18 protein-coding genes and 1 rRNA gene are annotated in these 23,779 nt (G+C 68.9%); 9 read left to right on the top strand and 10 right to left on the bottom strand.

Translation table 11 applies throughout. The features are described from left to right. Window positions 1–23: 23 nt before the first annotated feature. A 5S ribosomal RNA gene (rrf, locus tag H4W80_RS31355) occupies window positions 24–140 on the top strand. Between the two features lie 650 nt (window positions 141–790). Next, window positions 791–1,174 carry a cell division protein SepF gene (locus H4W80_RS31350; RefSeq protein ID WP_192788376.1) on the top strand — a complete coding sequence of 128 codons (384 nt, stop codon included), beginning with the start codon at window positions 791–793 and terminating at the stop codon, window positions 1,172–1,174. 475 nt (window positions 1,175–1,649) lie between these two features. Here the strand turns inward: H4W80_RS31350 and H4W80_RS31345 are convergent, their stop codons facing one another. From H4W80_RS31345 to H4W80_RS31325, 5 genes are all read right to left on the bottom strand, one after another. Beyond that, window positions 1,650–2,939: a hypothetical protein gene (locus H4W80_RS31345; RefSeq protein WP_192788375.1), complete on the bottom strand. Its 1,290-nt coding sequence runs from the start codon at window positions 2,937–2,939 to the stop codon at window positions 1,650–1,652. Window positions 2,940–3,101: 162 nt separating this feature from the next. Then, entirely contained in the window at window positions 3,102–4,829 is a 1,728-nt protein-coding gene (gene argS / locus H4W80_RS31340; RefSeq protein WP_192788374.1) for an arginine--tRNA ligase, read from the bottom strand. Beyond that, window positions 4,826–7,210, bottom strand: a complete 2,385-nt coding sequence (locus H4W80_RS31335) for an HAD-IC family P-type ATPase (protein WP_318787150.1) — start codon at window positions 7,208–7,210, stop codon at window positions 4,826–4,828. Before H4W80_RS31335 ends, argS begins: the two co-directional genes overlap by 4 nt. A gap of 58 nt (window positions 7,211–7,268) precedes the next feature. After that, window positions 7,269–8,288, bottom strand: coding sequence for a phosphate acyltransferase PlsX (gene plsX, locus H4W80_RS31330; protein WP_264086015.1), 1,020 nt, complete (start codon window positions 8,286–8,288; stop codon window positions 7,269–7,271). Window positions 8,289–9,249: 961 nt separating this feature from the next. Next, a complete protein-coding gene (locus tag H4W80_RS31325) occupies window positions 9,250–9,798 on the bottom strand; it encodes a DUF1707 SHOCT-like domain-containing protein (RefSeq protein WP_192788372.1) in 549 nt (182 codons plus the stop codon). Between the two features lie 185 nt (window positions 9,799–9,983). Between H4W80_RS31325 and H4W80_RS31320 the strand changes: the two genes are divergently transcribed. Then, complete coding sequence (locus H4W80_RS31320) at window positions 9,984–11,300, top strand: KamA family radical SAM protein (RefSeq protein WP_192788371.1); 1,317 nt, start codon at window positions 9,984–9,986, stop codon at window positions 11,298–11,300. Between the two features lie 462 nt (window positions 11,301–11,762). Next, window positions 11,763–12,776 (top strand): hypothetical protein, encoded by a 1,014-nt coding sequence (locus H4W80_RS31315; RefSeq protein ID WP_192788370.1) that lies wholly within the window; start codon window positions 11,763–11,765, stop codon window positions 12,774–12,776. A 950-nt stretch (window positions 12,777–13,726) separates the two neighbouring features. Here H4W80_RS31315 and H4W80_RS31310 read toward each other — a convergent pair. From H4W80_RS31310 to H4W80_RS31300, 3 genes are all read right to left on the bottom strand, one after another. After that, on the bottom strand, window positions 13,727–13,900 hold the full coding sequence (locus H4W80_RS31310; RefSeq protein WP_192788369.1) for a hypothetical protein: 174 nt from the start codon (window positions 13,898–13,900) through the stop codon (window positions 13,727–13,729). Window positions 13,901–14,106: 206 nt separating this feature from the next. After that, on the bottom strand, window positions 14,107–14,973 hold the full coding sequence (locus H4W80_RS31305; RefSeq protein WP_192788368.1) for an ABC transporter ATP-binding protein: 867 nt from the start codon (window positions 14,971–14,973) through the stop codon (window positions 14,107–14,109). Beyond that, window positions 14,966–15,883 carry an ABC transporter permease gene (locus tag H4W80_RS31300; RefSeq protein ID WP_192788367.1) on the bottom strand — a complete coding sequence of 306 codons (918 nt, stop codon included), beginning with the start codon at window positions 15,881–15,883 and terminating at the stop codon, window positions 14,966–14,968. The genes H4W80_RS31305 and H4W80_RS31300 overlap by 8 nt, the downstream gene beginning before the upstream one ends. 608 nt (window positions 15,884–16,491) lie before the next feature. Here H4W80_RS31300 and H4W80_RS31295 point away from each other — a divergent pair. From H4W80_RS31295 to H4W80_RS31275, 5 genes are all read left to right on the top strand, one after another. Continuing rightward, window positions 16,492–18,000 carry a peptide ABC transporter substrate-binding protein gene (locus tag H4W80_RS31295; protein WP_225963766.1) on the top strand — a complete coding sequence of 503 codons (1,509 nt, stop codon included), beginning with the start codon at window positions 16,492–16,494 and terminating at the stop codon, window positions 17,998–18,000. 110 nt (window positions 18,001–18,110) lie between these two features. Next, window positions 18,111–19,073, top strand: coding sequence for an ABC transporter permease (locus tag H4W80_RS31290; RefSeq protein WP_318787149.1), 963 nt, complete (start codon window positions 18,111–18,113; stop codon window positions 19,071–19,073). Continuing rightward, window positions 19,066–20,040: an ABC transporter permease gene (locus H4W80_RS31285; protein WP_192788364.1), complete on the top strand. Its 975-nt coding sequence runs from the start codon at window positions 19,066–19,068 to the stop codon at window positions 20,038–20,040. The genes H4W80_RS31290 and H4W80_RS31285 overlap by 8 nt, the downstream gene beginning before the upstream one ends. Before the next feature lie 13 nt (window positions 20,041–20,053). Then, entirely contained in the window at window positions 20,054–21,088 is a 1,035-nt protein-coding gene (locus H4W80_RS31280) for an ABC transporter ATP-binding protein (protein ID WP_318787148.1), read from the top strand. Continuing rightward, entirely contained in the window at window positions 21,075–22,088 is a 1,014-nt protein-coding gene (locus tag H4W80_RS31275; RefSeq protein ID WP_192788363.1) for an ABC transporter ATP-binding protein, read from the top strand. The genes H4W80_RS31280 and H4W80_RS31275 overlap by 14 nt, the downstream gene beginning before the upstream one ends. A gap of 52 nt (window positions 22,089–22,140) precedes the next feature. Here the strand turns inward: H4W80_RS31275 and H4W80_RS31270 are convergent, their stop codons facing one another. Together H4W80_RS31270 and H4W80_RS31265 are read right to left on the bottom strand one after the other, a co-directional pair. After that, window positions 22,141–23,325, bottom strand: coding sequence for a lipid-transfer protein (locus tag H4W80_RS31270; protein WP_192788362.1), 1,185 nt, complete (start codon window positions 23,323–23,325; stop codon window positions 22,141–22,143). After that, a complete protein-coding gene (locus H4W80_RS31265) occupies window positions 23,322–23,726 on the bottom strand; it encodes a Zn-ribbon domain-containing OB-fold protein (protein WP_192788361.1) in 405 nt (134 codons plus the stop codon). Before H4W80_RS31265 ends, H4W80_RS31270 begins: the two co-directional genes overlap by 4 nt. Between the last annotated feature and the right edge of the window lie 53 nt (window positions 23,727–23,779).

The following is a 23,779-nucleotide window of genomic DNA, read 5'->3' as shown; positions in this document are numbered from 1 at the left end:
AGTGCTTGATAGTTTCATAGGGTTACGGCGGTTATGGCGGGAAGGAAACACCCGGTTACATTCCGAACCCGGAAGTTAAGCTTCTCTGCGCCGATGGTACTGCACTCGGGAGGGTGTGGGAGAGTAGGTCGCCGCCGGACAATCTTTGAGGGGGTTCGACGCCTTGGGCGTCGGACCCCTTTTTTTGTGCTGTGCGGCGGGGTGGAGCCGTGAGACGTGTTCCCTCGCCCGGCCGGCTGTCCGCCCCACCCCCGACTCCGGGACCCGTACCTACGAGCCTGAGGCACCGGCTCCAGGGCCGCATTCTCATACGTGTGCCACCCGCCTCCATCCACGCCACTACGCATCGGTCTGCACGCCGCACCAAATTCGAGTGGTGTCTCCGTCGCCTCCGTTGAATAGAGGACAGGCATCGGGCGCGCCCGGCGAGTGACCACAGAGGGTGACTTCGGCGGCGGTGAGGGAGCCGGCGCGGGGGAATTGGCGAGGCTCCGTGTGGTTCATCCCGATGGCTACTCTCTGCATCCGTCCACCAGTAACCGGAGAGCCCAGCGGGCAGCGCGCCGCGCGATTAGGGTGGAAAACCTTGGCTGGTGAAGGCGTCGACAGTGGAGAGGCGCACGTGACCGATGGCGGGCGGGGGTCGGATATCCAGATGCAAGCGGGCTGCAAGCTGTACAAAATGGAATTAGGGCTGGGCGTGTCGCGTGGCGAATGCGGAATCGTCGGTTACCGTCCAATGTGTAGGGACGTGCCGATTACGGTGAGTTCCTGAGGAAAGGACAAGCCGATGGGGGCAGTGCGCAAGGTGGTGAGCTACCTTGGCCTGAGCGGGGTCGATCACTACGACGAAGGCTATGACGACGACGAGCAGTACGAGGACGAGTACGTCCCCGCGACCGAGCGGGCCGCCAGGCGGTGGCGCGCCAACGTCGACTCGTCGCGAATCGTGATGGTCCAGCCGCTCAAGTACAACGACGCGCCGTTGATCGGCCAGCACTTCCGTGACGGGCAGACGGTAATCATGGACGTCTCGGGCATGGCGATGCCCGAGGCGACGAGGATGGTCGACTTCGCCGCCGGGCTGGCCTATGGGTGCGAAGGGCGGATCGAGCGCATCGCCGACCGCGTCTTCCTGCTCGCGCCGGCGCACGTGGAGATCGAGACCACCTGAGTGTGGTAACCGGGCCGCTGGGCCGTGGTCGGCGCGCAGAGGCGGGCTGCGCTGACCACGATCGCCCGGCGGGGTCGAGCCGGTGGCCGGGTGCGGAGGCGGATCGTCGATGCGCCACCGACCCGGGCCATTCAGGCAGGCCGCCAGCGTGTCATGGTCCGCTGGCCCCTGGACGGCTTCTCGACAGCGACCAGGCTCCTGGGTATCCCAGGCCCGGTCCGCAGATCAAAGGGCGCGTCCCGATAGACCGCCCGTACCCGACACCCCGCCTGGAAGGCCGTCAGCGCCGATTACCGTAAGTGTTCATCCGGTGCAGCCCAGGTGCGGTCCACTGATCAACGGCACTCCCGGACTTGCCAGCGGGACCGATTACCGTAAGTGTCCGATCCCGTTCGCCGCGGGATCGATGACTGTAAGGCGCCCGCCCCTTGGCCGAAGGGCCGTTAGCCAGCGCCGTGAGCGTCCGTAAGCGGGGTCAGCCGGCGCGGGGGCCCCGGCGGATGAGGCGGGTCAGTTCGGCCGCGTCCTCCGTGGCCTGCTTCGCGCGCTCGTCCGCCTCCCTCGCGTACGCGTGCAGGGCCCACACCGCCCCCTCCGCCAGCTCCTTCAGCTCGCTGACCTGGGCGGCCACGTAGCGGGCGTCGGCTTCGACGAGCTTGCGGCGCTGCCAGAGCTGCCACCCGGCCAGGCCGATCATGGCCACCGCGGCGGCGGCGAACAGGCTGCTGGAGATCACGGCCCCGACGAGGCAGGCGATGCCGGCCACGATCAGGACCATCGCCGCCCACGGGCGGGGGCGGGGCATGACGCCGTCCGCGATGAGCGCCGCCTCGGCGGCGGCCAGCGACGACGCCTCCGGGCCCTCCGGGCGCAGGTGGATGCGGTGGCCGAGAAGGGCGACGGTGAGCGTGGTGGGCGGCGCGAGGCGGCTGTCGGCTTCGAGCTCCTCGGCCACGCCGCGCAGGATGGGCCCCGCCACGTGCAGGGCGATCGCCGCCAGGTGCGGGTCGGAGCCCGGGCGGAGGTCTTCGAGCAGGTACGAGTTGAGCGAGGCCATCGGGCCGGCCGGGCCGCCGAGGCCGATCAGGGAGCGCAGGACGGCGAGCGGCTCGTCCTCGGCCCAGCTGGAGGCCGGGCTGCCGGAGCTGTTGTCGAGCGAGATGGCGGTGTCCTGCTCGGCCTGCCGCGTCGAGGTGATCTCGGCGCAGCGCCCGCGCAGTCTCGCCAGGCGGGCGGCCGCCACGGCGGGTCTGGCCAGTTCGGGGATCTCGGCCATCTCCGGGAAGTCGGCGAGGGACGGCGGCACCACGACCGAAGGCTCGCCCGGCACCAGCGCCTGCACCCACTGCTCCGGGTCGGCGTGTTCCTGGACGGCCAGGGCGTCGAGTTTGCGCAGCACGAAGATCTTGCCGGCGGGGCCGTACGCCCCCCGGGCGGCGGCCAGCCAGAGCGAGCGCTGGCCGTGGGAGACCGGCCGGTCGAGTGAGAGCTCGCCGAAGGCGGTGCCGAGCCAGGAGGCGTGGATGCGGCCGCCCTGCCCGGACACCGCGAGGGCCAGGCAGAGGAAGAGCGCGGTCTGCTGCTGGTCACGCCCGGCGGCCCGGCTCAGCGGCTCCAGCGGGTCTTCGCCGGCGAGGATGGCGACCAGCGCTTCGATGGCCGGGGGCAGCCAATAGCCGGGTATATCGCGAAAACCTGGTGTGGCGGGAGGGGCAGCGCCCTTGGCGGCGAGGTGAGCGAGCAGCGCCTCAGCGTAACGATGCAACTCCGTAGCCGCTTGGGGGCTCGCAGTCAGGTCCGTGCTCAAGGCAGAGAACTCCCCCATTTCGGCCTCAATTCATGACCGCGTAAAGCCTAACCGTTCGGGCGCGCCAACCAGGTGGAGGCGCGCCCACGGCGGATCTGCGGGCTTTGAGTCAACTGCCTGTTACATACGCTCGGGAACGGGCACACCCAGCAGGTCGAGCCCCTTCTCCAGAACGTCCAGCACCAGCTTGCACAGGGCCAGCCGGTGCTGCCTGGTCTCCGGGTCGACGCCTTCCTTGGTCACCGGGCACTCATCGTAGAACGTGCTGAAGAGGCTGGCGGTCTGGAACAGGAAGTTGCACAGCCGGTGCGGCTCGGACTCGGTGGTGACCTGGGAGACCAGCTCGCCGAAACCGAGCAGCTGGAGGCCCAGCGCGCGCTCGGCCGGCGCGGCGAGCACGATGGGGCCCGTCGCCTCGGCCGGAGCCATTCCCGCCTTGCGGAAGATGGAGCGGATCCTGGCGGTGGCGTACTGCATGTAGGGGCCGGTGTTGCCGGTGAAGCTGATCATGCGGTCGAAGTCGAGGACGTACTCGCTGTCGTGACTGACCGACAAATCGGCATATTTCACCGCGCCCATGCCGACGGCATGCGCGATCTCCTTCGTGGTGGCATCGTCGTAACCCCGGTCGGCGATGGCCGCCGTGGCCCGGTCGACGGCCTCCTGGAGCAGGTCCATCAGCTTGACGGACTCGCCGGAACGGGTCTTGAACCGGCGCCCGTCCTTGCCCAGCATCATGCCGATCTGGACGTGCTCGGCCGAGACCGAGTCGGGCAGCCAGCCCGCCAGCCGCGCCGCGGCGAACACCATCCGGAAGTGCAGCGCCTGCTCGTTGCCCACGACGTAGAGGATGCGCTCGGCCTTCAGGTCGTGGACGCGGTAGCGGATCGCCGCCATGTCGGTGGTGGCGTAGCCGTAGCCGCCGTCACTCTTCCTGATGATCAGCGGCAGCGGCTTGTCGTCGGAGCCGGTGAAGCCGGGCGGGAACACGCAGAGCGCGCCGTCGCTGATCACCGCCGTCCCGGCCGCCTCGAGGTCGTCGCACGTCTTCTGGAGCATGGGGTTGTACATGCTCTCGCCGGCGAGGTCGGCATCGGTCAGCGTCACGCCGAGCAGCTGGTAGACCTTGTTGAAGTAGCGGACGGTGGCTTCCATGAACACGTGCCACAGCCGCATCGTCTCGGCGTCGCCCGACTGCAGCGTGGTCACCCGCACCCGGGCGCGCTGCCTGAAGTCGTCGTCGGAGTCGAACTTCGCCCGCGCCGCCTGGTAGAACTCCGTGCCCTGGCCGGCCTCCAGCTGCGCGACCGCGGCCTCCTCGCCGATCTCGAGCAGGTGCTCGATGAGCATGCCGAACGGCGTGCCCCAGTCGCCCAGGTGGTTCTGCCTGATCACGGTGTTGCCGAGGTGCTCGTGCAGGCGGGCCAGCGAGTCACCCACGATCGTGGTGCGCAGGTGGCCGACGTGCATCTCCTTGGCCGCGTTGGGCGCGGAGTAGTCGATCACCACGGTCTGCGACGGCGTGATCGTGCCGACGCCGAGCCGTGGGTCGGCCAGCATCCGCGTCGCCTCGGACTCGATCCACGAGTCGTCGAGCGTGATGTTGAGGAAGCCGGGGCCGCTGACCTCGATCGTGCCGGGGAAGTCGGACAGCTCCGTCTTGATCGCCTCGGCGACCTCCCGCGGCGCCCGTCGCAGTCGCTTGGCCAGGCTCATCGCGACGTTCGCCTGGAAATCGGCGAACTGGGAGGGCCGGATCAGCGGATCTGCGTCGGCGTGCTCCTGGCCGAACGCGCGCGCCAGCGCCTGCTGGACGCGCTCGGTGAGCACAATCTGCGGGTCGGTCATGTTCTAAGGGTACCGGCGACCTTGACAGCGACGCTTATCATTACGCCCGCCACGATCGAGATGCCGATGGCGGCCAGATTGTTGCCGAGGTTGCCGGGTTCGAGAGCGAAGAAGTGCCGTACGAAGGGGATCGTCAACCCGATCGCGAACGCCGCCGCCATCGACGCGACCAGCGCGATCCGCCACCAGTTGAGGGGCCTCGTGATCAGCACGAGCACCCACCAGGTGGTGAGGAAGAGCGTGATCACCGCCGACGTCTGATCCTCGACGAGCGTGGACGTGCCGCTGTGGGCGGCCCAGAACGACAGCAGCACCGCCGCCGCGCACAACACCCCGGCGGGTACGGCGAAGCGCAGCACCCTGGGGACGAACCCCGGCTTCGAGCGCTCGAACGTCGGCGCGAGCGCGAGGAAGAGCGCGGGGACGCCGATGGTCAGGGCGTTCGTGAGGGTGGAGTGTCGGGGCGCGAACGGGAACATGACCCCGGCCACGCCGACCAGCAGCGACAGCACGATCGCGTAGAAGGTCTTGGTGAGGAACAGGTTGGAGACGCGTTCGATGTTGGCCAGCACCCGGCGTCCCTCGCCCACGACGTGCGGCAGCGTGGCGAACTTGTCGTCGAGCAGCACCACCTGCGCGACCGCCTTGGTGGCCGGGCTGCCCGCGCCCATCGCGATGCCCAGGTCGGCGTCCTTCAGCGCGAGCACGTCGTTGACGCCGTCGCCCGTCATGGCCACCGTGTGGCCCCTGGCCTGGAGCGCGGTGACGAACTGCCGCTTCTGGCGGGGGCTGACGCGGCCGAACACGGTGTGGGAGTCGAGCAGCTCGCCCAGCTTGGCCTCGTCGTCGTAGGGGAGGTCACGGGCGTCGACCGCACGGTGCGCGTCCGGGATCTCGAGGCCGGTGGCGATGGCGGAGACCGCGGTGGGGTTGTCGCCGGAGATGACCTTGACCGTGACGCCCTGCTTGGCGAAGTAGCGGAGGGTCTCGTGGGCGTCGGGCCTGACGCGCTGCTTGAGCGTGACAAGCGCCACCGCCTCGATGCCCGCCTGGGCCGCCTCGACGCCTGCCCCGCCGGGCTCGACGCCTGCCCCGGCCACCTCTCCGCCTGCCCCGCTGGCCTCGATTCCCGCCCCGCTCGCCTGCTGAGGTGTGGGCAGGGTGCGGGTGCGGCCCAGGACGAGCACGCGGGCGCCGGTGGCGGCCAGCTCGGCGGCCTGGTCGTAGGCGTCCCCGCCGTCGAGCAGCACGTCCGGCGCTCCCAGCACCCAGGCGCCCCGCTCGCCGAAGTGGGCCCCGCTCCATTTACGCGCCGACGAGAACGGCACCGTCTCACCGGCCGCCCACCCGTCCTGGACGCTCCGGTAGCGGGCCCGGATGGCCTGGGCGGTGGCGTTCGGCGACTGGTCGAGGTGGGCCAGTGCGGCCAGCGCCTCCTCGACCGGGTGGCCGTCGCGCAGGGGCAGCACCTGGTCGAGGTCCATGCCGCCGGCGGTGAGCGTGCCCGTCTTGTCCAGGCACAGCACGTCCACCCTGGCCAGGCCCTCGATCGCGGGCAGCTCCTGGACCAGGCACTTGCGCCGGCCCAGCCGTACGACGCCGACGGCGAACGCGATCGAGGTCATCAGCACCAGGCCCTCGGGGATCATGGTGACGATGCCCGCGACCGCGCCGGTGATCGCGGTGCCGAAGTCGGCGGAGTGCTTGAGCTGGCTGTAGATCAGCAGGGCGCCGATCGGGATCACCAGCCAGGTGATGTACTTGATGAAGTTCGCCACGCCCTCGCGCAGCTCGGAATGGGCGAGGTGGAACTTGCTCGCCTCTTCCGCGAGCTTCACCGCGTACGCGTCGGTGCCGACCCGCGTGGCCACGAACGCGCCCGCGCCCGCCACGGCGAAGCTGCCCGACAGGACCTCGTCGCCGGGCTGCTTGTGCACCGGGTCGGCCTCGCCGGTCAGCAGTGACTCATCCACCTCCAGCCCGTCGGACTCGACCACCTCGCCGTCCACCAGCAGGCGTTCGCCGGGGCCGAGCAGGATCAGGTCGCCTAAGACCACGTGGCGGGGCTGGACCAGCCGCTCCTCCCCGTCCCGGCGGACCCGGACGGGCGCCTCGTTGATCACCGCGAGCTTGTCGAGGGTGCGCTTGGCGCGGAGCTCCTGGACGATGCCGATCAGTACGTTGGCCACGATGACCAGGCCGAACAGGCTGTCCTGCCACTCGCCGAAGATCAGGACCAACGCCCAGAGCACGCCGATGACGAGGTTGAACAGGGTGAAGACGTTCGCCCTGACGATCGCGCTCAGCGACCTGCTCGACCGCCGCGGAACATGGTTGGGCTTCGCCCCCGCCACCTGCGCCGAAGTGAGTCCGTTGGCCACTGTGGAGAGCCGGTCCACATAACCCCCTGTTTCTGTGGATCGGTCACACCCTACGGGGTCACCACAATCTGTGGGAGCGATGTGTGGTCGCTATCTTGTCGCCGATGCGGGTCACGATTCCGACCCCGGACAGGTCGGCCGCGAGCTTGCAGGCCGCGCTGATCCCGTCGGCCCTGGACGAGCCGTGGGCGATCACGACGGTGCCGTTCAGGCCGAGCAGCACGGCGCCGCCGTACGCCTCGGGGTCGAGGCGGCGGCGCAGCTCGCGGATGCGCGAGCGCTGCATCGCGGCGCCCAGCCTGGCCAGCCTGCTGTCGGTGACGGCCGCCCTGAGCTCGGAGAACGCGTAGCGGACCGCGCCTTCCATGGTCTTCAGCGCCACGTTTCCGGTGAACCCGTCGGTGGTGATCACGTCCACCTTGCCGGTCAGCAGGTCATGGCCCTCGACGTTCCCCTCGAACCGGAGGCCGGGGGCGGCCAGCAGCAGTTCGTGGGCGCGCTTGACGAGCTTGTTGCCCTTCTCTGCCTCGCTGCCGATCGTGAGCAGGCCGACCCTGGGCGTCTCGATGCCGTACGCGAGCTCGGCGTAGGCCGTCCCCAGCTGGGCGAACTGCACCAGCATTTCCGGCTTGACCTCGGCGTTGGCGCCCGCGTCTATGAGCACGGTGGGGTTGGGGAGGGTCGGGATGGGGACCGCTATGGCCGGTCTCAGCACGCCTTGCTGGCCTTTTAGCCGTAGCCTCCCTGTGGCCACGATGCCCGCCGTGGAACCCGCGGACACGACCGCGGCGGCGTCGCCGCGGCGTACGAGATGGCAGGCGACGGCGATGCTCGAGCGGGGCCGGCGCAGGCTCGCCAGCGCGCCCTCGTCCATGGCCAGGGCCTCCTCGGCCCGTACGATCGGGACCTCCTTGGTGGCGTCGTGGTCGGCGAGGGCCTCGTAGAGCACGCGGGGCGAGCCGACGAGCACGACGGGCAGACCGCGCTCCCGGACGGCGTGCACCGCTCCCGCCACGATCTCGTGGGGTGCGTGGTCGCCGCCCATGGCGTCGATCGCGATGGGCCTGCTGTCGGACAATGATCACCTCGTACGGCATCGAGCCCGCCGCCACGGCTTGACCGGAACGCGGGCTCGGTATGTCCGCATCGTAGGCAAGGCAGGTGCCAGGTTAACCGGCGGGTAGGCCCTGTTGGTTCCCCCGAGGGCCCCTTCCAGTCTCACCGACCCTCTCACCTGATCCCCACACCTCGGCCCGGTCGCCCGGAGCGCCCGTGTTTCCAACGCCTCCTCCTTCGGGACCAGCCACACCCGGATTCGGCGCTTGCGACGCCTGGGGCGGGTGGCGGCGGCGCCGGGGACGGGCTTGCCACACCGGCGGCCTGGGCGTCTGTGGCGTCGGGGGCGGGTTCGCGGCACGGACTTCGGTGTCCGGGGTGCCTGGGCCGAGGTTTGCGGCACGAGGCTTCGGCGTCCGGCGTGCCTGGGCCGGGGTTTGCGGCACGGGGCTTCGGCGTCCGGGGTGCCTGGGCCGGGGTTTGCCGCTTCCGGCTCCGGCGTCGGGGGTGCCTGCGCCGGGGCTCGCCGTATTGGGCTCCGGCGTCCAGGGTGCCTGGCCGAGGTTTGCTGCTTCGGGCTCCGGCGCTTGGGGCGGGGTTGCGGCACCGGGCTCCGGCGTCGGCGGCGCTTGGGGCGGGCTTGCCGCACCGGCCCTGGGGTCTGCGGCCTTTGGGGGGCGTGCGGCATCGAGCCCCGGCGTCTACGGCGTCTTCGCGCGGCCGCCCAGGCGAGACCCCGGGACGCGAAGGCGCGGCCCACGGCCGCCGGGACCGCGACCGCCGGGACCGCGAGGGCAGGCGGCGGAGGAACGGCGCCGTTGCTGTGCCATGACGGGCGTTGCCGAACAGGCGTTGCCGAGCGAACGCGAGTGGGCTTCCGGAGGAGGAGCCACGACCTTCGGGGCGGCGGGTTCAGCGGAGGAGCTGCGGCTGCCGAGACGCCGGCTCAGCCGAGAAGCCGCGGCTTACGGGGCGGCGGTGGCTCAGTGGAGGTTCCAGTCGTCCTTACCGCGCGACACGATCACCTTGGAGAACTTCGAGGACCCCGTCACCCGGATCAACGGCCCATCGGCCTGCGAGCCGCCCGTCACGTTCCGCTTTCCGAAGATCGACGCCCCCTCGTCGATCACATGCGCGTTGTCAGGAACGCGCACGATCACCTTGCTGAACCAGGCGTTCGTCTCGATGGTGATCTCACGCCCGGGCAGCACCGCGTCCGAGAGGTCGATGATGAGTGCCCCGAACCGGGCGGACAGCCGGGTGTTGCGGGAGGCCACCCAGCGCCCCTTGCGGACGATCTTGCTGAACTTCGAGTCGATGACCTGCTGCTCGATGGCGGCGGGCACGTTTGACGCGGACACCTCGGGCAGATCCCGGGTAAGGGGGACGAGTTCGCCCACCGTCTTCGCCGCGTAGGCGACGTCCAGGCGGTCGGCGTGCTCGACGCTGGTGAGTCTTCCTGTGGCGAGGCCCTCTGACAGGACCGCGGCCACGCGGTCGCGGTCGGCGTCTGGCCCGCTGGTCAGGGTCATGGATCACGGTAAATCAGTGTATGCCTATTCGCGATATGTCGCGAGTGTTCGTGAACCTCAAGGAAAACTTGGAGTCCAGCGGAACCGCTGACGTGTCTGACAGCGTCCGGGTATTAAGAACCGTAGACGCGCGACAGGGTCGTGAGGTTTACATCCGATCGAACAAAAAAGATGGGAAAGGCCTAGTGATCTTGAACCAAGCTGGCACGCGGCGCTTCAAGGCGTACACGTCCAAGCACCTCGACGAGCTCTTGAAGCGTGCGGGACTGGGCGACGAAGAGCGGCTGAAGGTCCGCGCCGTCGCCACCGTGCTGCCGTTCCGGACCAACGCCTACGTCGTCGACGAACTCATAGATTGGTCGGCCGCGCCCGACGACCCGATTTACCGGCTCGTCTTCCCGCAGGAGGACATGCTTCCCGCGACCGACGTCGCCCGGCTGGCGGACCTGCTCAAGGCCGAGGCGCCGAACGTCGAGATCCAGGCGGAGGCGAACCGGGTACGCGCACAGCTCAACCCGCACCCCGCAGGCCAGAAGGAGCTCAACGTCCCGAGGATGGGCGACGAGCCGGTGCCTGGCATGCAGCACAAATATGCAGAGACCGCGCTGATCTTCCCCAAGCAGGGGCAGACCTGTCACGCGTACTGCACCTACTGCTTCAGATGGGCGCAGTTCGTCGGGGACGCGGACCTGAAGTTCGCCTCCGACGACATCGACCAGATGGTGGCCTACATTCGCCAGCATCCCGAGGTCACCAGCGTCCTGATCACCGGCGGCGACGCGATGATCATGGGCGAGCCCGTCATCAGGCGATATATCGAGCCCTTGTTGGATCTGGAGCAGCTGGAGTCCATCAGGATCGGCACCAAGGCGCTGGCCTACTGGCCGCAGCGCTTCACCACCGACCCTGACGCCGACGCCACGCTCGGGCTGTTCGAGGAGGTGGTGAACGCGGGCAAGAACCTCGCGTTCATGGCCCACTTCACGCACCCGCGCGAGCTGGAGTCGCCACTGGTCGAGTCGGCCGTCAAGCGCATCCTCGGCAGCGGGGCCACGATCAGGACCCAGGCGCCGCTGATCAGGTCCATCAACGACGACCCGGCCGTGTGGTCGAGCATGTGGCGGCGGCAGCTCCGGATGGGGATGATCCCGTATTACATGTTCGTCGAGCGCGACACCGGGCCGCAGGACTACTTCGCGGTGCCGCTGGCGCGTGCGTACGAGGTCTTCAGGGACGCCTACTCGAGCGTCTCCGGGCTCTGCCGCACGGTCCGCGGGCCGTCGATGTCGGCCACACCGGGCAAGGTGTGCGTCGACGGCGTCACCGAGATCGCGGGCGAGCAGGTGTTCATGCTCCACTTCATCCAGGCGCGCGACCCCTCGCTCGTGGGGCGGCCGTTCTTCGCGCGCTACGACCCGTCGGCGGTCTGGCTGACGGATCTGCGCCCGGCCTTCGCCGAACGTTTTCCGTTCGAGCCCGCCGGGGCGCTGCTGCCCGTCTGACCGGTCGCCCGCGTCCACGCGACCGAAAATCCCCGCCGGCGGCCCGTGCCATTTGTTTTCGCGACCCTTTGTGCACGGGCCGCCGGCGACGTAAATTTCCCAGGATCCGCTCCAAGTTTTCGTGTACGCGATCCAAAGCTTCCCCGTACGAGATCCGGACCTGCGCGCTCGTGACGCCCAACCGAGCGCGCGCAATATCGGAAACTAGACCCGTCTATTTCCCGTTTTGTCTCCCCGCTCAACGCTCTCCCCTTACTCGGTAACCGGCCTGCAAACCCCTGCTACATGGGCTTTCATGCGCCTGCGGCCGATCACGGCGAGTGGTAGAACTGCTGGCGTAGCTCAGCCGTGTCGGCACGCTTCGTGTGGTGCCCATAGCGCGCACGCCACGGCTTTCGGGGGTTATCGATTCGCATTTCCACCGCATTCGAGAGCGATCGATCACGAGCCGGGAAGGCAATCATGAATCGAGTAGTCAAGGCGGCTGTCGCCGTCACAGTATTCGGTCTGGCGGCGGCTTTGGCCGCGCCGGCACAAGCGGAAGTCGGGAACAACGCCGTCGGGAACGACGGCGGCGGCACCAACAGCCCGCTCGACGGCCTGCTGGGCGGCGGCCTGCTGAACGACGGCCTGCTGAGCGGGCTGATCGGCGGCGGCCAGCTGAACGGGCTGCTGAGCGGCGGCCTCAAGCCCAAGGCGGCGGCACAGCCCAGCCGCCCGATGTCGAGCGTCGAGCGGGACATCGCAGCGGAGAACCAGAAGAGGCAGGGGTACACCACCACGCCGAACGCGGCCGAGGACGTCACCAACTTCGGCGGTCCGCTGCCGGAGCTGTCGCCGATCGTCGGCGGCTTCTCGCTCGGCGGCGGGGGCCTGACCGAGTCCCTGCCCGTGCCCGCCCTGTCGGGGGCGGCACGCATGGCCCAGCCCGTCGCGACCTCGGTGAAGTCCGGCAGGCAGGACGGCGGCCAGGTCCTGACCGAGGGGGAGACCCTGCGCGGCGCGTATGACGCGACGACGGGCCTGTTCAACACGTCCTTCAGTGACGCGATGGACAAGCTCGACAACAACAGCGTGCTGCCGGGCGCCGGATCCGGCCTCCTGAACACCAGCGCGGCCACGGCCAAGACCATGAGCGGCACCAGCAAGGGCATCGAGACCCTGTCGGCCGAGTCGATCGTGGCCGGCCTCGGCGAGGCGGCCCGGCTGGCCCTGCCGCAGGCCGCGAGCGGCCGGCTGTCGCCGGCGATCGGCCAGGTGGCCCCGGTCGAGATGGCTCCGGTCATCGAGGCGCTGCCCGGCACCGCGCAGGCCGCCTCCGTGGACGAGCTCACTCCGCTCGTCGAGGACACCTCCGGCGTCGTGTCCGCCAACGGCACCAAGGCCACCGGCACCTACGGTGACGTGCTGACCGCGCTCGGATGGACCACCGACTCGCTGACGAGCTCGGTGCGGGACTCCTGGACTCGCAACTAGACGCGATGGAGGCGCCGTAGAGCGGCGGCTCGCCGAGGGCCGGGATGACGGTTCGCGGGCGTCCTAGGTGCCGACGCCCAGGAACCGGCCGTACCGGCTGCGAGGCGGTCCCGTTCGCGCGCCCCGGCTGTTCCCTGAACGGCGTGTTCCCTTTCCCGGGCCGGACGACTGCCGGCGCTCTGGCGCGGCAGGTCCGGTGTCGTCGCCGCGACGTGGCACGTCGCGTGCCGGTGTGCTGGAACGGCGGTCCGCGTGCCGCCCGTTCCCGCCCGGCGGGCCCGGTGCCGTCACTCTGGTGCGGTAGGTCGGCGGGGGCTGACTGGGGACACCGGCGCTCCGGCGCGGCCGTCCGGCAGGGAGGCCGGCTGGGGACACTCGCGCTCCGGCGCGACCGTCCGGCAGGCAGGCTGACTGGGGACACTCGCGCTCCGGCGCGACCGTCCGGCAGGCAGGCCGGCTGGGGACGTCCTCGCACCGACGCGGCAGGCCGGCGGGGCGCTCACAGGTGCCGAGCGCCGACGGCACTGGCGCGCGTGGGTGGCGAGACCCCGCGCAAGCGGGCAGGTCTCATGACGGGCCTGGGCGGACGCGCCCACGGCCCGGCTCGCGCAGCGCGCCGCCACTGCAGGGCAGCGGCGCCGCACGAGCCCGCCGCCGACCCCGGTATCCGGGGTCGGCGGCTTTTTCATGCGCCGGCTGAGGGCGCCGTTCTTCGCGCCGGCTCGGGGCCGTGCGCCGGCTCCGGCTCCGGGGCCGGCAAAACCCCCATCCTGTACGGCGGAGCACGGGCGGCGCCACCCGCCGCACGTGGCCGGCGGCCTCCAGGGTGACGCCCGCTGACCCGCACGGGGCCGGCCGCCGTCACGGCGTGCTCTCAACCGTCCAGGAGGGACAGTGGGTCGTGGTCTGCGGAGTGGGTGATTGTCGTGATTACGGGGCCGGTCGGGGGCTCAGGGCAGGCGGACGCCGGTGCGCCGGGCTATCTGGGCCTGCAGCCTGGCCATCTGCCAGTGCAGCTCCAGCAGCTGCTCGGCGAGCTGTATCCGGGGAATCTCGGCCACGTCCTCGGTGGCCAGGTGGTCGATCGCGGTCGAAAGCTCCACCATCGCGCGCTCCCACTCCATCAGCGTACCTCGGATCGAATTGACGTTCGAATCCTATCGGAACGGCAGGCACGATGTCAGTCTTTTGCCACTGCAGTCGCGCGCGTTTCGCACACAGCAGCGAAAAGCGTGGATGTCGGTGTTTGTGGCCGTAAGCCAGCAGGGCATGCGGCCGGAGCGGGGGAGGCTCCGAGCCGTGAGCGGCGGCGGTCGCGCCGTGAGAGAGGTCAGCCCTTGTTGTAGGCGGCGATGACTTCCTTCGGGTCGCCGTCCATCTTGATCTTGCCCTTGTGCAGCCAGATGACGCGGTTGCAGGTCTCCTCGATGACCTTGAGGTCGTGGGCCACGAGGAAGACCGTGCCGGCGGACTCGCGGATCTGGCGGATGCGCTCCTCGCTCTTCTTGCGGAACTCGCGGTCGCCCGTGGCCAGGGCCTCGTCGATGAGGAGGACGTCGTGGGTCTTGGCCGAGGAGATGGCGAAGCGGAGCCGGGCGCCCATGCCGGAGGAGTAGGTGGACATGGGGAGCTGGACGAACTCGTCGATGCCGGAGAAGTCGACGATCTCCTGGTACTTCTCACGGACCTCGGCGGGCGTCATGCCCATGGCGTAACAGCCGAGCACGATGTTGCGCTCGCCGGTGAGCTCGCGCATGAGGGCCGCGTTGACGCCGAGCAGCGAGGGCTGGCCGTCGGTGTAGACGGCGCCCTTGTGCGGCGGGAGAAGGCCCGCGATGGCCCGCAGCAGCGTGGACTTGCCCGAGCCGTTGCGGCCCACGATGCCGATGGCGTCACCGTGGTAGGCCACGAAGGTCACGCCCTTGACCGCGTGGACCTCTTTCATCTGCGGGCGGCCCTGGCGCTTGAGGATGCGCGTGAGGGCGTTGACCGCGTTGCCCTTCTCGGCGTCGGAGGCCGCGCCGTAGACGCGGTAGACGATGTGGAGATCGTCGACGATGACGGTCGGAGTGCCCGTGGGGACGTCGAGTGGCCGCTTGCCCTGGGGCTCCGGATCTGGATGCACCCTCACATCCTTGCCGGGGACGGCGGGCTTCTCGCCCTTCACCTGTGACAGCTCCTTGGTAAGTTCAGCCACGCCCGTACCTCTCCTCGGCTCGCCAGAAATACCAGAAGCCGAAACCGAGTGCGAACACCGCCCAGAATACGCAAGACATCCACACCATCGGAGGGGCAGGGTGACTCTCGATGAGGATGTCCCGCATCCACTCGATGAAGGAGGCCGCCGGATTCATATACATCACATCGGCGACCCACTGGGGGAGCCTGGCGCTGCCCACGACCTTCTCCTGGATGGAGAAGAACACACCCGAGGCATAGAGCCACGTGCGCGTGATGAACGGCAGCAACTGGTTGAGGTCGCGCATGGACGCGCCCAACCGGGCGATCACCAGGCTCGCGCCGATGTTGAAGAGGGTCTGCAGGAGCAGCACCACCGGCATCATCAGCCACAACAGTGTGGGGGGCTCGCCGGTGATGATCACGATGACCATGAGGACGCCCATGGAGATGGCGAGCTGCTGCAGCTCCTGGATCGTGTAGGCCAGGGGGAGGGACGCCCGGGGGAAGTGCAGGGCGCGGATCATCGAGAGGTTGCCCGTGATCGACTTGGCGCCCGCCGTGACGGTCCGCTGCGTGTAAGTGAAGATGAACATCCCGGTCAGCAGGAACGCGGGATAGTTTTCGATGTTGCCCTTGCCGCCCAGAATGAGGCCGAACATCACGTAGTAGATCCCGGCGTTGAGCAGGGGGGTCAGCACCTGCCACAGCTGGCCGAGAGCCGAGCTGGTGTACTTCGAGACGTTGCGCGAGGTCGCGTACGTCAGGATGAAGTGTCGCCGCTCCCATAGCTGGCGCATGTAGACAGGGAACCTCGGCCGCGCGATGGCACGGCGAAGTCCGTATCTCTTGGCGAGCTTGGCCAGCGGCTCCTGCCCGCTTCGGCCGCCCGCCTGGGCGTCCGCGACAGCGGATTCCGGCTGGCTCATGGCAAGGACTCTATTGGATCCAGGTCGGTGGGGTGCCTGTCACGCGGGTTGGCGACAGCGTCTGTTGGACGGAGCCTCGGGACGCATGGTTCCCAAGGTGCCGTCAAGACCTGCTCAACCGTAGCCCAGCGCGGCGCGGTGTGCTGGCAAGGGCACGAGCACTCTCATGTAGAGGGTAATTTTCATCGTCTGTTCACGTCCCGGCCGTACCGGTTACACGGGCTCTGTACGATTTGTTGCCTGTTGGGCTGAATGTCTGTGACGCTGGATTGGCACACGTGTGACCGAACTGCAACGCGCCAGAGACTCCCTGGTGGCAAGTAGTAAGGGATAGTCGCGATCGACTGGCAGGGCGTCGGCTGGTTTGACCATGTCAGCCAAACCCGGGGGGAAAACCAGGATCCCCCCGTCAGGCTGCTCACGATCACCGCAGCTCAGCGCTAACGCCCACCTGTAGAGGGAGGAATTCTTTCACCATGCGTGTTACTAAGGGCGTACAGATCGTCGCCGGTACCGCGCTGCTCGCCCTCGCGGTTGCCGCGTGTGGCGGCGGTGCCTCTGACAGTGGCGGCACTGCTGCCGGGGGCGGCGGGGAGACGCCGGTCCGCATGGAGATCGGTGAGCCCCAGGAGCTCCTGAACCCGCAGAACACGACCGAGACCGAGGGTTCCGAGGTCCTTGCCGCAGTGTTCTCGCCGCTGGTGCGCTACGACGAGAACAAGCAGCCAGTCGAGGAGGCCGCCGAGTCGATCACGACGTCGGACAGCAAGGTCTGGACGATCAAGCTCAAGTCCGGCTACACGTGGCACGACGGCACGCCGGTTGTCGCCGCCGACTACGCTCGCGCGTGGAACTACGCGGCCCTGCAGGACAACGCCATGAGCTCGTCCTACTTCTTCGGGCGCGTCGACGGCTACGCCGACGTCCACCCGGGTGAGGGCAAGACGCCGACGGCCAAGGAGATGAAGGGTCTCAAGGTCGTCGACGACTCCACGCTCGAGGTGACGCTCACGGCGCCGTTCTCGCAGTTCAAGACGATGCTGGGCTACACCGCGTTCTACCCGATGCCGAAGGCGGCCCTCGGCCCCGACGGCAAGGTGACGCAGACGTTCGGCGAGCAGCCGATCGGCCAGGGTCTGTTCAAGCTCGACAAGCCCTACAAGAAGGGCACCGACCAGACCATCGACCTGACGGTCTACGACAAGTTCCCGGGCGCCAAGCCGAAGAACTGGAAGAAGCTCCAGTTCAAGGTCTACACGAGCTCCGAGACCGCGTTCAACGACCTGCAGGCCGAGAACCTGGACATCCACGACTCGCTGCCGCCGTCGACGATCGCCACGGCCAAGTCCGTGCTCGGCGACCGCTACCACGACGAGCCCGACGCCGCCGTGGGTTACATCGGCGTCCCGCTGCAGTACAACCCCGAGTTCAAGGACCCGCAGGTCCGTAAGGCCATCTCGCTGGCCATCGACCGGAAGACCATCACCGAGACGGTCTTCTCCGGCACCCGCGCCCCCGCCGACGACTTCATCAACCCGGCCATCCCCGGCTACCGCCAGGGCGCCTGCGACGCGTGCACGTACAACCCGGCCGAGGCCAAGAAGCTGTACGACGCCGCCAAGGGCCCCAAGACCATCGAGCTGGGCTACAACGCCGACGGTGGCCACAAGGAGTGGATCGAGGCGGTCGCCAACAACCTCCGCGCCAACCTGGGCATCGAGGTCACGCCGAAGCCGTTCGAGAAGTTCCAGGGCATCCTGGACGCCCTGGACGCCAAGGAGTACAAGGGCCTCTTCCGCATGGGCTGGTCGATCGACTACCCGTCGGCCGAGAACTACCTGACCCCGATCTTCGGCACCGGCTCCATCGGGACCGGCTCGAACTACGGTGGTTACTCCAACAAGGCGTTCGACGAGCTGGTCGCCAAGGGTGACCAGGCCGCCGACGCCGCCGAGGGCCTGAAGTTCTACCAGCAGGCCGACGACATCCTCATCAAGGACCTCCCGTACATCCCGGTTTACTTCTACCGGAGCAACTTCGGGTACTCCTCGAAGGTGAAGAACGTCAAGCTCAACCTGCTCAACCAGGTTAACTGGGTCGACATCGAGAAGGCCTGACGTTCATTCGCGCGGTGGACGGCGCTTGCCGTCCACCCGCCGGAGGGCTGAGCTTGGAGGCAGCCACTCGAGCCGGGTGAACCACGGGCTCCGAGGGCTGCCTCCAAGTCATGTACCGGAGGGCTTGTATGGGCCGTTATGTCATCAGGCGCTTGATCCAGGCGATACCCGTCCTGCTCGGCGCCACGCTACTCATCTTCATGATCGTCTTCGCACTGCCTGGGGACCCCATCGCGGCGCTGTTCGGAGACAAGCGCCCGGACCCCGCGGTCGCCGAGGTCCTGCGCGAGCAGTATCACCTCAACGATCCGCTGCTGCTGCAGTACTGGTACTACATCAGCGGCGTGCTCTTCCGCGGTGACTTCGGCGTGAACTTCGCCGACGTCCCCGTGTCCCAGGTCATGGCCGGCAAGTTCCAGGTCACCCTGAACCTCGCGCTGACCGCCCTGGTGATGGAGGCGCTCATCGGCGTCGGCCTGGGCCTGTGGGCGGCGCTGCGCCGCGGCAAGGCCACCGACACCGCCATCCTCGCCTCCACGCTGCTGCTCATCTCGGTGCCCACGCTGGTCACCGGTTTCGTGCTGCAGCTGATCCTGGGCGTCAAGCTCAAGCTGTGGACGGGGCTGGACATCTTCCCGGTCGCGGGCACGTTCGCGGGCTGGCGCAGCTATCTGCTGCCCGGCTTCGTGCTCGCGGGGACGTCGATCGCCTACCTGACCAGGCTCACCAGGACCAGCCTGGTGGAGACGCTCAGAGCGGACTACATCCGCACGGCCACGGCCAAGGGCCTGCCAAGACGGCGCGTCATCGGCAGGCACGGGTTGCGTAACGCGCTGATCCCGCTGGTCACCTATCTGGGCGCCGACCTCGGTAACCTCATGGGCGGCGCGGTGATCACCGAGACGATCTTCAATCTCCCGGGGATTGGAAATCAGCTGTTCCAGTCGGTTTACTTGCGAGAACAACCGGTTGTGGTGGGAATCATCACCGTCCTGGTGCTGATCTACATCCTGGCCAACCTGGTCGTCGACCTGTTGTACGCCGTGCTCGACCCGAGGATCCGCTATGAGTAACCCCATCCCGCCGGTCGGGCCCGGGCTCCCGGAGACGCAGACCCTGGTCACGGACACGGTTACCGACCCGGCGCCCTCGCCCCAGGGCAAGAAGGGCAAGGAGGGCAAGCCCGCGAGCCTGTGGTCCGACGCCTGGTACGACCTCAGGCGCCGGCCGATGTTCATCATCTCGGTGGTCATCATCCTGGTCCTGCTCGTGATGTCGTTCCTGCCGTGGCTGTTCACCTCGATCGACCCGTTCAACGCCAGGACCTGTGACCTGTCCACGGCCAGGCAGGCGCCCAGCGCCGGCCACCTGTTCGGCAAGGACAGCCTGGGCTGCGACGTCTACGCCAGGACGATCTACGGCGCGCGCAACTCGATCGTGATCGGCGTGTTCACCACGATCATCACCACGCTGGTCGGCGGTCTGCTCGGCCTGGTGGCCGGCTTCCGGAGCGGCGTGGTCGACACGGTGTCCTCGCGGGTCACCGAGATCTTCTTCGCCATCCCGCCGATCCTGGGCGCGCTGCTCATCGCCGCCACCTTCCGCGGCCGGGCCAACAGCATCATGCTGGTCATCCTCGCGCTGGCGGTGCTGGGCTGGCCGATGACGTTCCGCATCATGCGGGCGGCCGTGATCACCGCGAAGAACCAGGACTTCGTGGTCGCGGCCAGGGCACTCGGAGCGGGAGCGGGGCGGATCATGTTCCGCCACCTGCTGCCCAACTCGCTGGCGCCGGTCATCGTCGTGGCCACGATCAACCTGGGCGGCTTCATCGCCGCCGAGGCCGCGCTCTCGTTCCTGGGCGTGGGTGTCCAGTCGCCGGACATCTCATGGGGTCTGATGATCGCCGACGCGCGCATCAGATTCCTGGAGGCGCCGCTGCCACTGGTGTTCCCTGCCGTGTTCCTCAGCATCACGGTGCTGGCGTTCATCATGATGGGCGACGCCGTACGCGACGCGCTCGACCCGAAGCTCAGGTAGAAGGGGGGATCAAGTGAAGAAGACGTCAACGGATGTGTTGCCCGCCGAGGGAGGGCTGGGCGACCAACCGCTGCTCGCGGTCGACAACCTGCACGTGGAGTTCCGTACGCGTGCCGGGGTCGTACGCGCTGTGAACGGCGTGAGCTACACGGTCAGCCCCGGTGAGACGCTCGCCGTGCTGGGCGAGTCGGGTTCGGGCAAGTCCGTGACCGCGCAGGCGATCATGGGCATTCTCGACATGCCGCCGGCGGTCATCCCCAAGGGGGAGATCCGCTTCAAGGGCACCGACCTGCTCAAGCTGTCGGAGGAGGCGCGCACGCAGGTGCGCGGCCAGCGCATCGCGATGATCTTCCAGGACGCGCTCTCCGCGCTCAACCCGGTGTTCACCGTGGGCTGGCAGATCAGCGAGATGTTCCGGGTGCACCGCGGCACGTCCAAGCGCGACGCCATGAAGAAGGCCGTCGAGCTGATGGACCGGGTCCGCATCCCGGCCGCCAGGCAGCGCGTGAATGACTACCCGCACCAGTTCTCCGGCGGTATGCGGCAGCGCATCATGATCGCGATGTCGATCGCGCTGGACCCCGAGGTGCTGATCGCGGACGAGCCGACCACGGCGCTCGACGTGACCGTCCAGGCCCAGATCATGGAGCTGCTGGCCGAGCTGCAGCGCGAGAGCCAGATGGGCCTGATCCTGATCACGCACGACCTCGGCGTCGTGGCCGACGTGGCCGACAAGATCGCCGTCATGTACGCGGGGCGCATCGTGGAGAACGCCCCCGTGCACGACATCTACAAGGCGCCCGCCCACCCGTACACGAAGGGCCTGCTCGAGTCGATCCCCCGGGTCGACCACAAGGGCCAGGACCTGTACGCGATCAAGGGCCTGCCGCCCAACCTGCTCGACCTGCCGACCGGTTGCGCGTTCCACCCCCGGTGTCCCTACCGGCAGGACGACTGCGTGACCGACGTCCCCCCGCTCCACGAGATCAGCGGCACCCGAGGCAGCGCGTGCCACTACTGGAGGGAGGTCCTCGATGGCGATCGGTGAGCGCATCCTCGAGGTACGGGACCTGGTCAAGCACTTCCCGCTGACCCAGGGCATCGTCTTCAAGCGGCAGATCGGCGCGATCAAGGCCGTCGACGGCGTGTCGTTCGACCTGCACAGGGGCGAGACGCTGGGCATCGTGGGCGAGTCGGGCTGTGGCAAGTCCACCCTCGCCAAGGTGCTGATGGCGCTGGAGCGGCCGACCTCGGGCTCGGTGATGATCAACGGCCGGGACATCGGCAAGGCCAGGGGCGGCGAGCTCAAGCGGATGCGCCGCAACGTCCAGATGGTGATGCAGGACCCGTACACCTCGCTGAACCCCCGGATGACCGTCGGCGACATCATCGGCGAGCCGTACGAGATCCACAGCGAGGTGGCGCCGCGCGGTGACCGCCGCAAGAAGGTGCAGGAGCTGCTGGAGGTCGTCGGGCTCAACCCCGACCACATCAACCGCTACCCGCACCAGTTCTCCGGCGGGCAGCGGCAGCGCATCGGCATCGCCCGAGGGCTGGCGCTCCAGCCGGAGATCATCGTCTGTGACGAGCCGGTGTCGGCCCTGGACGTGTCCATCCAGGCGCAGGTGATCAACCTGCTCGAGCGGCTGCAGAACGAGTTCGACCTGGCGTACATCTTCATCGCCCACGACCTGTCGGTGGTGCGCCACATCTCCGACCGGGTGGGCGTGATGTACCTGGGCAAGTTCGTGGAGCTCGGCAAGGACACCGAGATCTACGACAAGCCCGCGCACCCGTACACGCAGGCCCTGCTGTCCGCGGTGCCGGTGCCCGACCCCGAGGGCCGGGAGCAGCGGGAGCGGATCATCCTGCAGGGCGACCCGCCGTCCCCGGCGAACCCGCCGTCGGGCTGCCGGTTCCGTACGCGGTGCTGGAAGGCGCAGGAGATCTGCGCCGAGGAGGAGCCGCTGCTGCAGATCCGGCCGGGCACGGGGCACGAGAGCGCCTGCCACTTCGCGGAGACGCACGACGTGGTGCACGTGGGCTGACGCGCCTTCCGAAGACCCTCCGAGGGAGCTCCCCCGGAGGGTCTTCGCGTTTCTACGTCGTGACGATCAGCGCGGAGCCGTGGCCGAAGAGGCCCTGGTTGGCGGCCAGGCCGACGCGGGCGGCGGGCACCTGGCGCTCGCCGGCCTCGCCCCGCAGCTGCGCGGTCAGCTCGCAGAGCTGGGCGATCGCCTGGGCCGGGATCGCCTCGCCGAAGGAGGCCAGGCCGCCCGAGGGGTTGACCGGGATCCGGCCGCCGAGCCCCGTCTCCCCGTCGTGCAGCAGCTTGGCCGCCTCTCCGGGCGGGCACAGGCCGACGTCCTCCATCCAGTCCAGCTCCAGGGCCGTCGAGAGGTCGTACACCTCCGCCAGTGAGACGTCCTCAGGTCCCACCCCTGCTTCCTCGTACGCCGCGTGCGCGATCGCGGCTCTGAAGGGCCTCTCAGGGGCCGGTACGGCGGCGCAGGAGTCGGTGGCGAAGTTCGGCAGCTCAAGGATCGTGCTGGGGAAGGTGGGAGTGACGGTGGAGACCGCGGCCAGGCGTACCGGAGCCCGCGAACCCCGGCGGCGGGCGAAGGACTCCGAGGCCAGGACCACCGCCGCGCCCCCGTCCGAGGTGGCGCAGATGTCCATGAGGCGCAGCGGGTCGGCGACCAGGGGCGAGGCCAGCACCTCCTCGGCGGTGACGGGCTTGCGGTAGCGGGCCATGGGGTTGAGGGAGCCGGCCCGCGAGTTCTTGACCTTGACGGCGGCGAAGTCGGCCGGGGTCGAGCCGTACACGGCCATGCGCCTGCGGGCGTACAGGGCGAAGTAGGCGGGGTTGGTGGCGCCCAGCAGGCGGAAGCGGAGCCAGTCGGGGTCGTCGGGGCGGTCGCCGCCGACCGGTTTGAAGAAGCCCTTCGGGGTCGAGTCCGCCCCGACCACCAGCGCCACGTCGCACAGGCCCGCGAGGATGCGCGTGCGGGCGATGTCCACGGCCTGGGCGCCGGAGGCGCAGGCCGCGTAGCAGGAGGCGATCCTGGCGCCTGACCAGCCCAGCGCCTGCGCGTAGGAGGCGCCCGCGACGAAGCCCGGGTAGCCGTTCCTGATCGTGTCCGCCCCGACCACGAACTCCACGTCGGTCCACGCCACTCCGGCGTCCCGCAGGGCCGCGCGGGCGGCCGCGACGCCGTACTCCAGGAAGGGCCTGCCCCACTTGCCCCACGGATGCATCCCGACACCCAGCACCACGACACTCATGAGACCCGCTCCCACATCCACACCAGCGGCCCGTCCGACAGCGGCCCGGAGGTGAGCTCCAGCTCCATGCCGACCTCCAGCTCGTTCACCGTGAGGCCCTTGACCTGGCCGAGCACCACGATCCCCACCTCGTCGAGCTCGACGGCGGCCAGCGTCACCGGCACGTACGGGTCCGCGGCGACGTAGGGGGCGGGGGGCGGGTAGCAGGCGTTCGTGTACGACCACACCCGGCCGCGGCGGGGCAGGCGGGTCGTCTCCATCGAGGTGGCGTCGCAGCGCGGGTTGGGGCAGAGGCCCGGGCGGGGCGGGAAGGTGACGGTGCCGCAGGTCGCGCATCTGGTGCCCAGGAGGAAGACGCCGTCCTCGTCGACGGCGAACCAGCCCTCGATCGCTAACGTCATGTCGCCAGTATCGCACAAGCGCTTGTTCGGGTGGTGGATCCGCGCGGGTGGCT

The sequence above is a fragment of the Nonomuraea angiospora genome (genome assembly GCF_014873145.1).
In the GTDB taxonomy this organism is placed as follows: Bacteria; Actinomycetota; Actinomycetes; order Streptosporangiales; family Streptosporangiaceae; genus Nonomuraea; species Nonomuraea angiospora.
Note: the sequence above shows the minus strand (reverse complement) of the source record. Positions and strands in the feature narration are given on the sequence as shown.

Bases quoted from the DNA above. Each gene is read 5' to 3' on its own strand.
- H4W80_RS31310 (WP_192788369.1), bottom strand. From the start codon at position 13,900: ATGGAGTGGGAGCGCGCGATGGTGGAGCTTTCGACCGCGATCGACCAC.
- H4W80_RS31290 (WP_318787149.1), top strand. From the start codon at position 18,111: ATGTACCGGAGGGCTTGTATGGGCCGTTATGTCATCAGGCGCTTGATC.
- H4W80_RS31350 (WP_192788376.1), top strand. From the start codon at position 791: ATGGGGGCAGTGCGCAAGGTGGTGAGCTACCTTGGCCTGAGCGGGGTC.
- H4W80_RS31265 (WP_192788361.1), bottom strand. From the start codon at position 23,726: ATGACGTTAGCGATCGAGGGCTGGTTCGCCGTCGACGAGGACGGCGTC.
- H4W80_RS31300 (WP_192788367.1), bottom strand. From the start codon at position 15,883: ATGAGCCAGCCGGAATCCGCTGTCGCGGACGCCCAGGCGGGCGGCCGA.
- H4W80_RS31325 (WP_192788372.1), bottom strand. From the start codon at position 9,798: ATGACCCTGACCAGCGGGCCAGACGCCGACCGCGACCGCGTGGCCGCG.
- argS (WP_192788374.1), bottom strand. From the start codon at position 4,829: ATGACCGACCCGCAGATTGTGCTCACCGAGCGCGTCCAGCAGGCGCTG.
- H4W80_RS31270 (WP_192788362.1), bottom strand. From the start codon at position 23,325: ATGAGTGTCGTGGTGCTGGGTGTCGGGATGCATCCGTGGGGCAAGTGG.
- H4W80_RS31315 (WP_192788370.1), top strand. From the start codon at position 11,763: ATGAATCGAGTAGTCAAGGCGGCTGTCGCCGTCACAGTATTCGGTCTG.
- H4W80_RS31275 (WP_192788363.1), top strand. From the start codon at position 21,075: ATGGCGATCGGTGAGCGCATCCTCGAGGTACGGGACCTGGTCAAGCAC.
- H4W80_RS31295 (WP_225963766.1), top strand. From the start codon at position 16,492: ATGGAGATCGGTGAGCCCCAGGAGCTCCTGAACCCGCAGAACACGACC.
- H4W80_RS31285 (WP_192788364.1), top strand. From the start codon at position 19,066: ATGAGTAACCCCATCCCGCCGGTCGGGCCCGGGCTCCCGGAGACGCAG.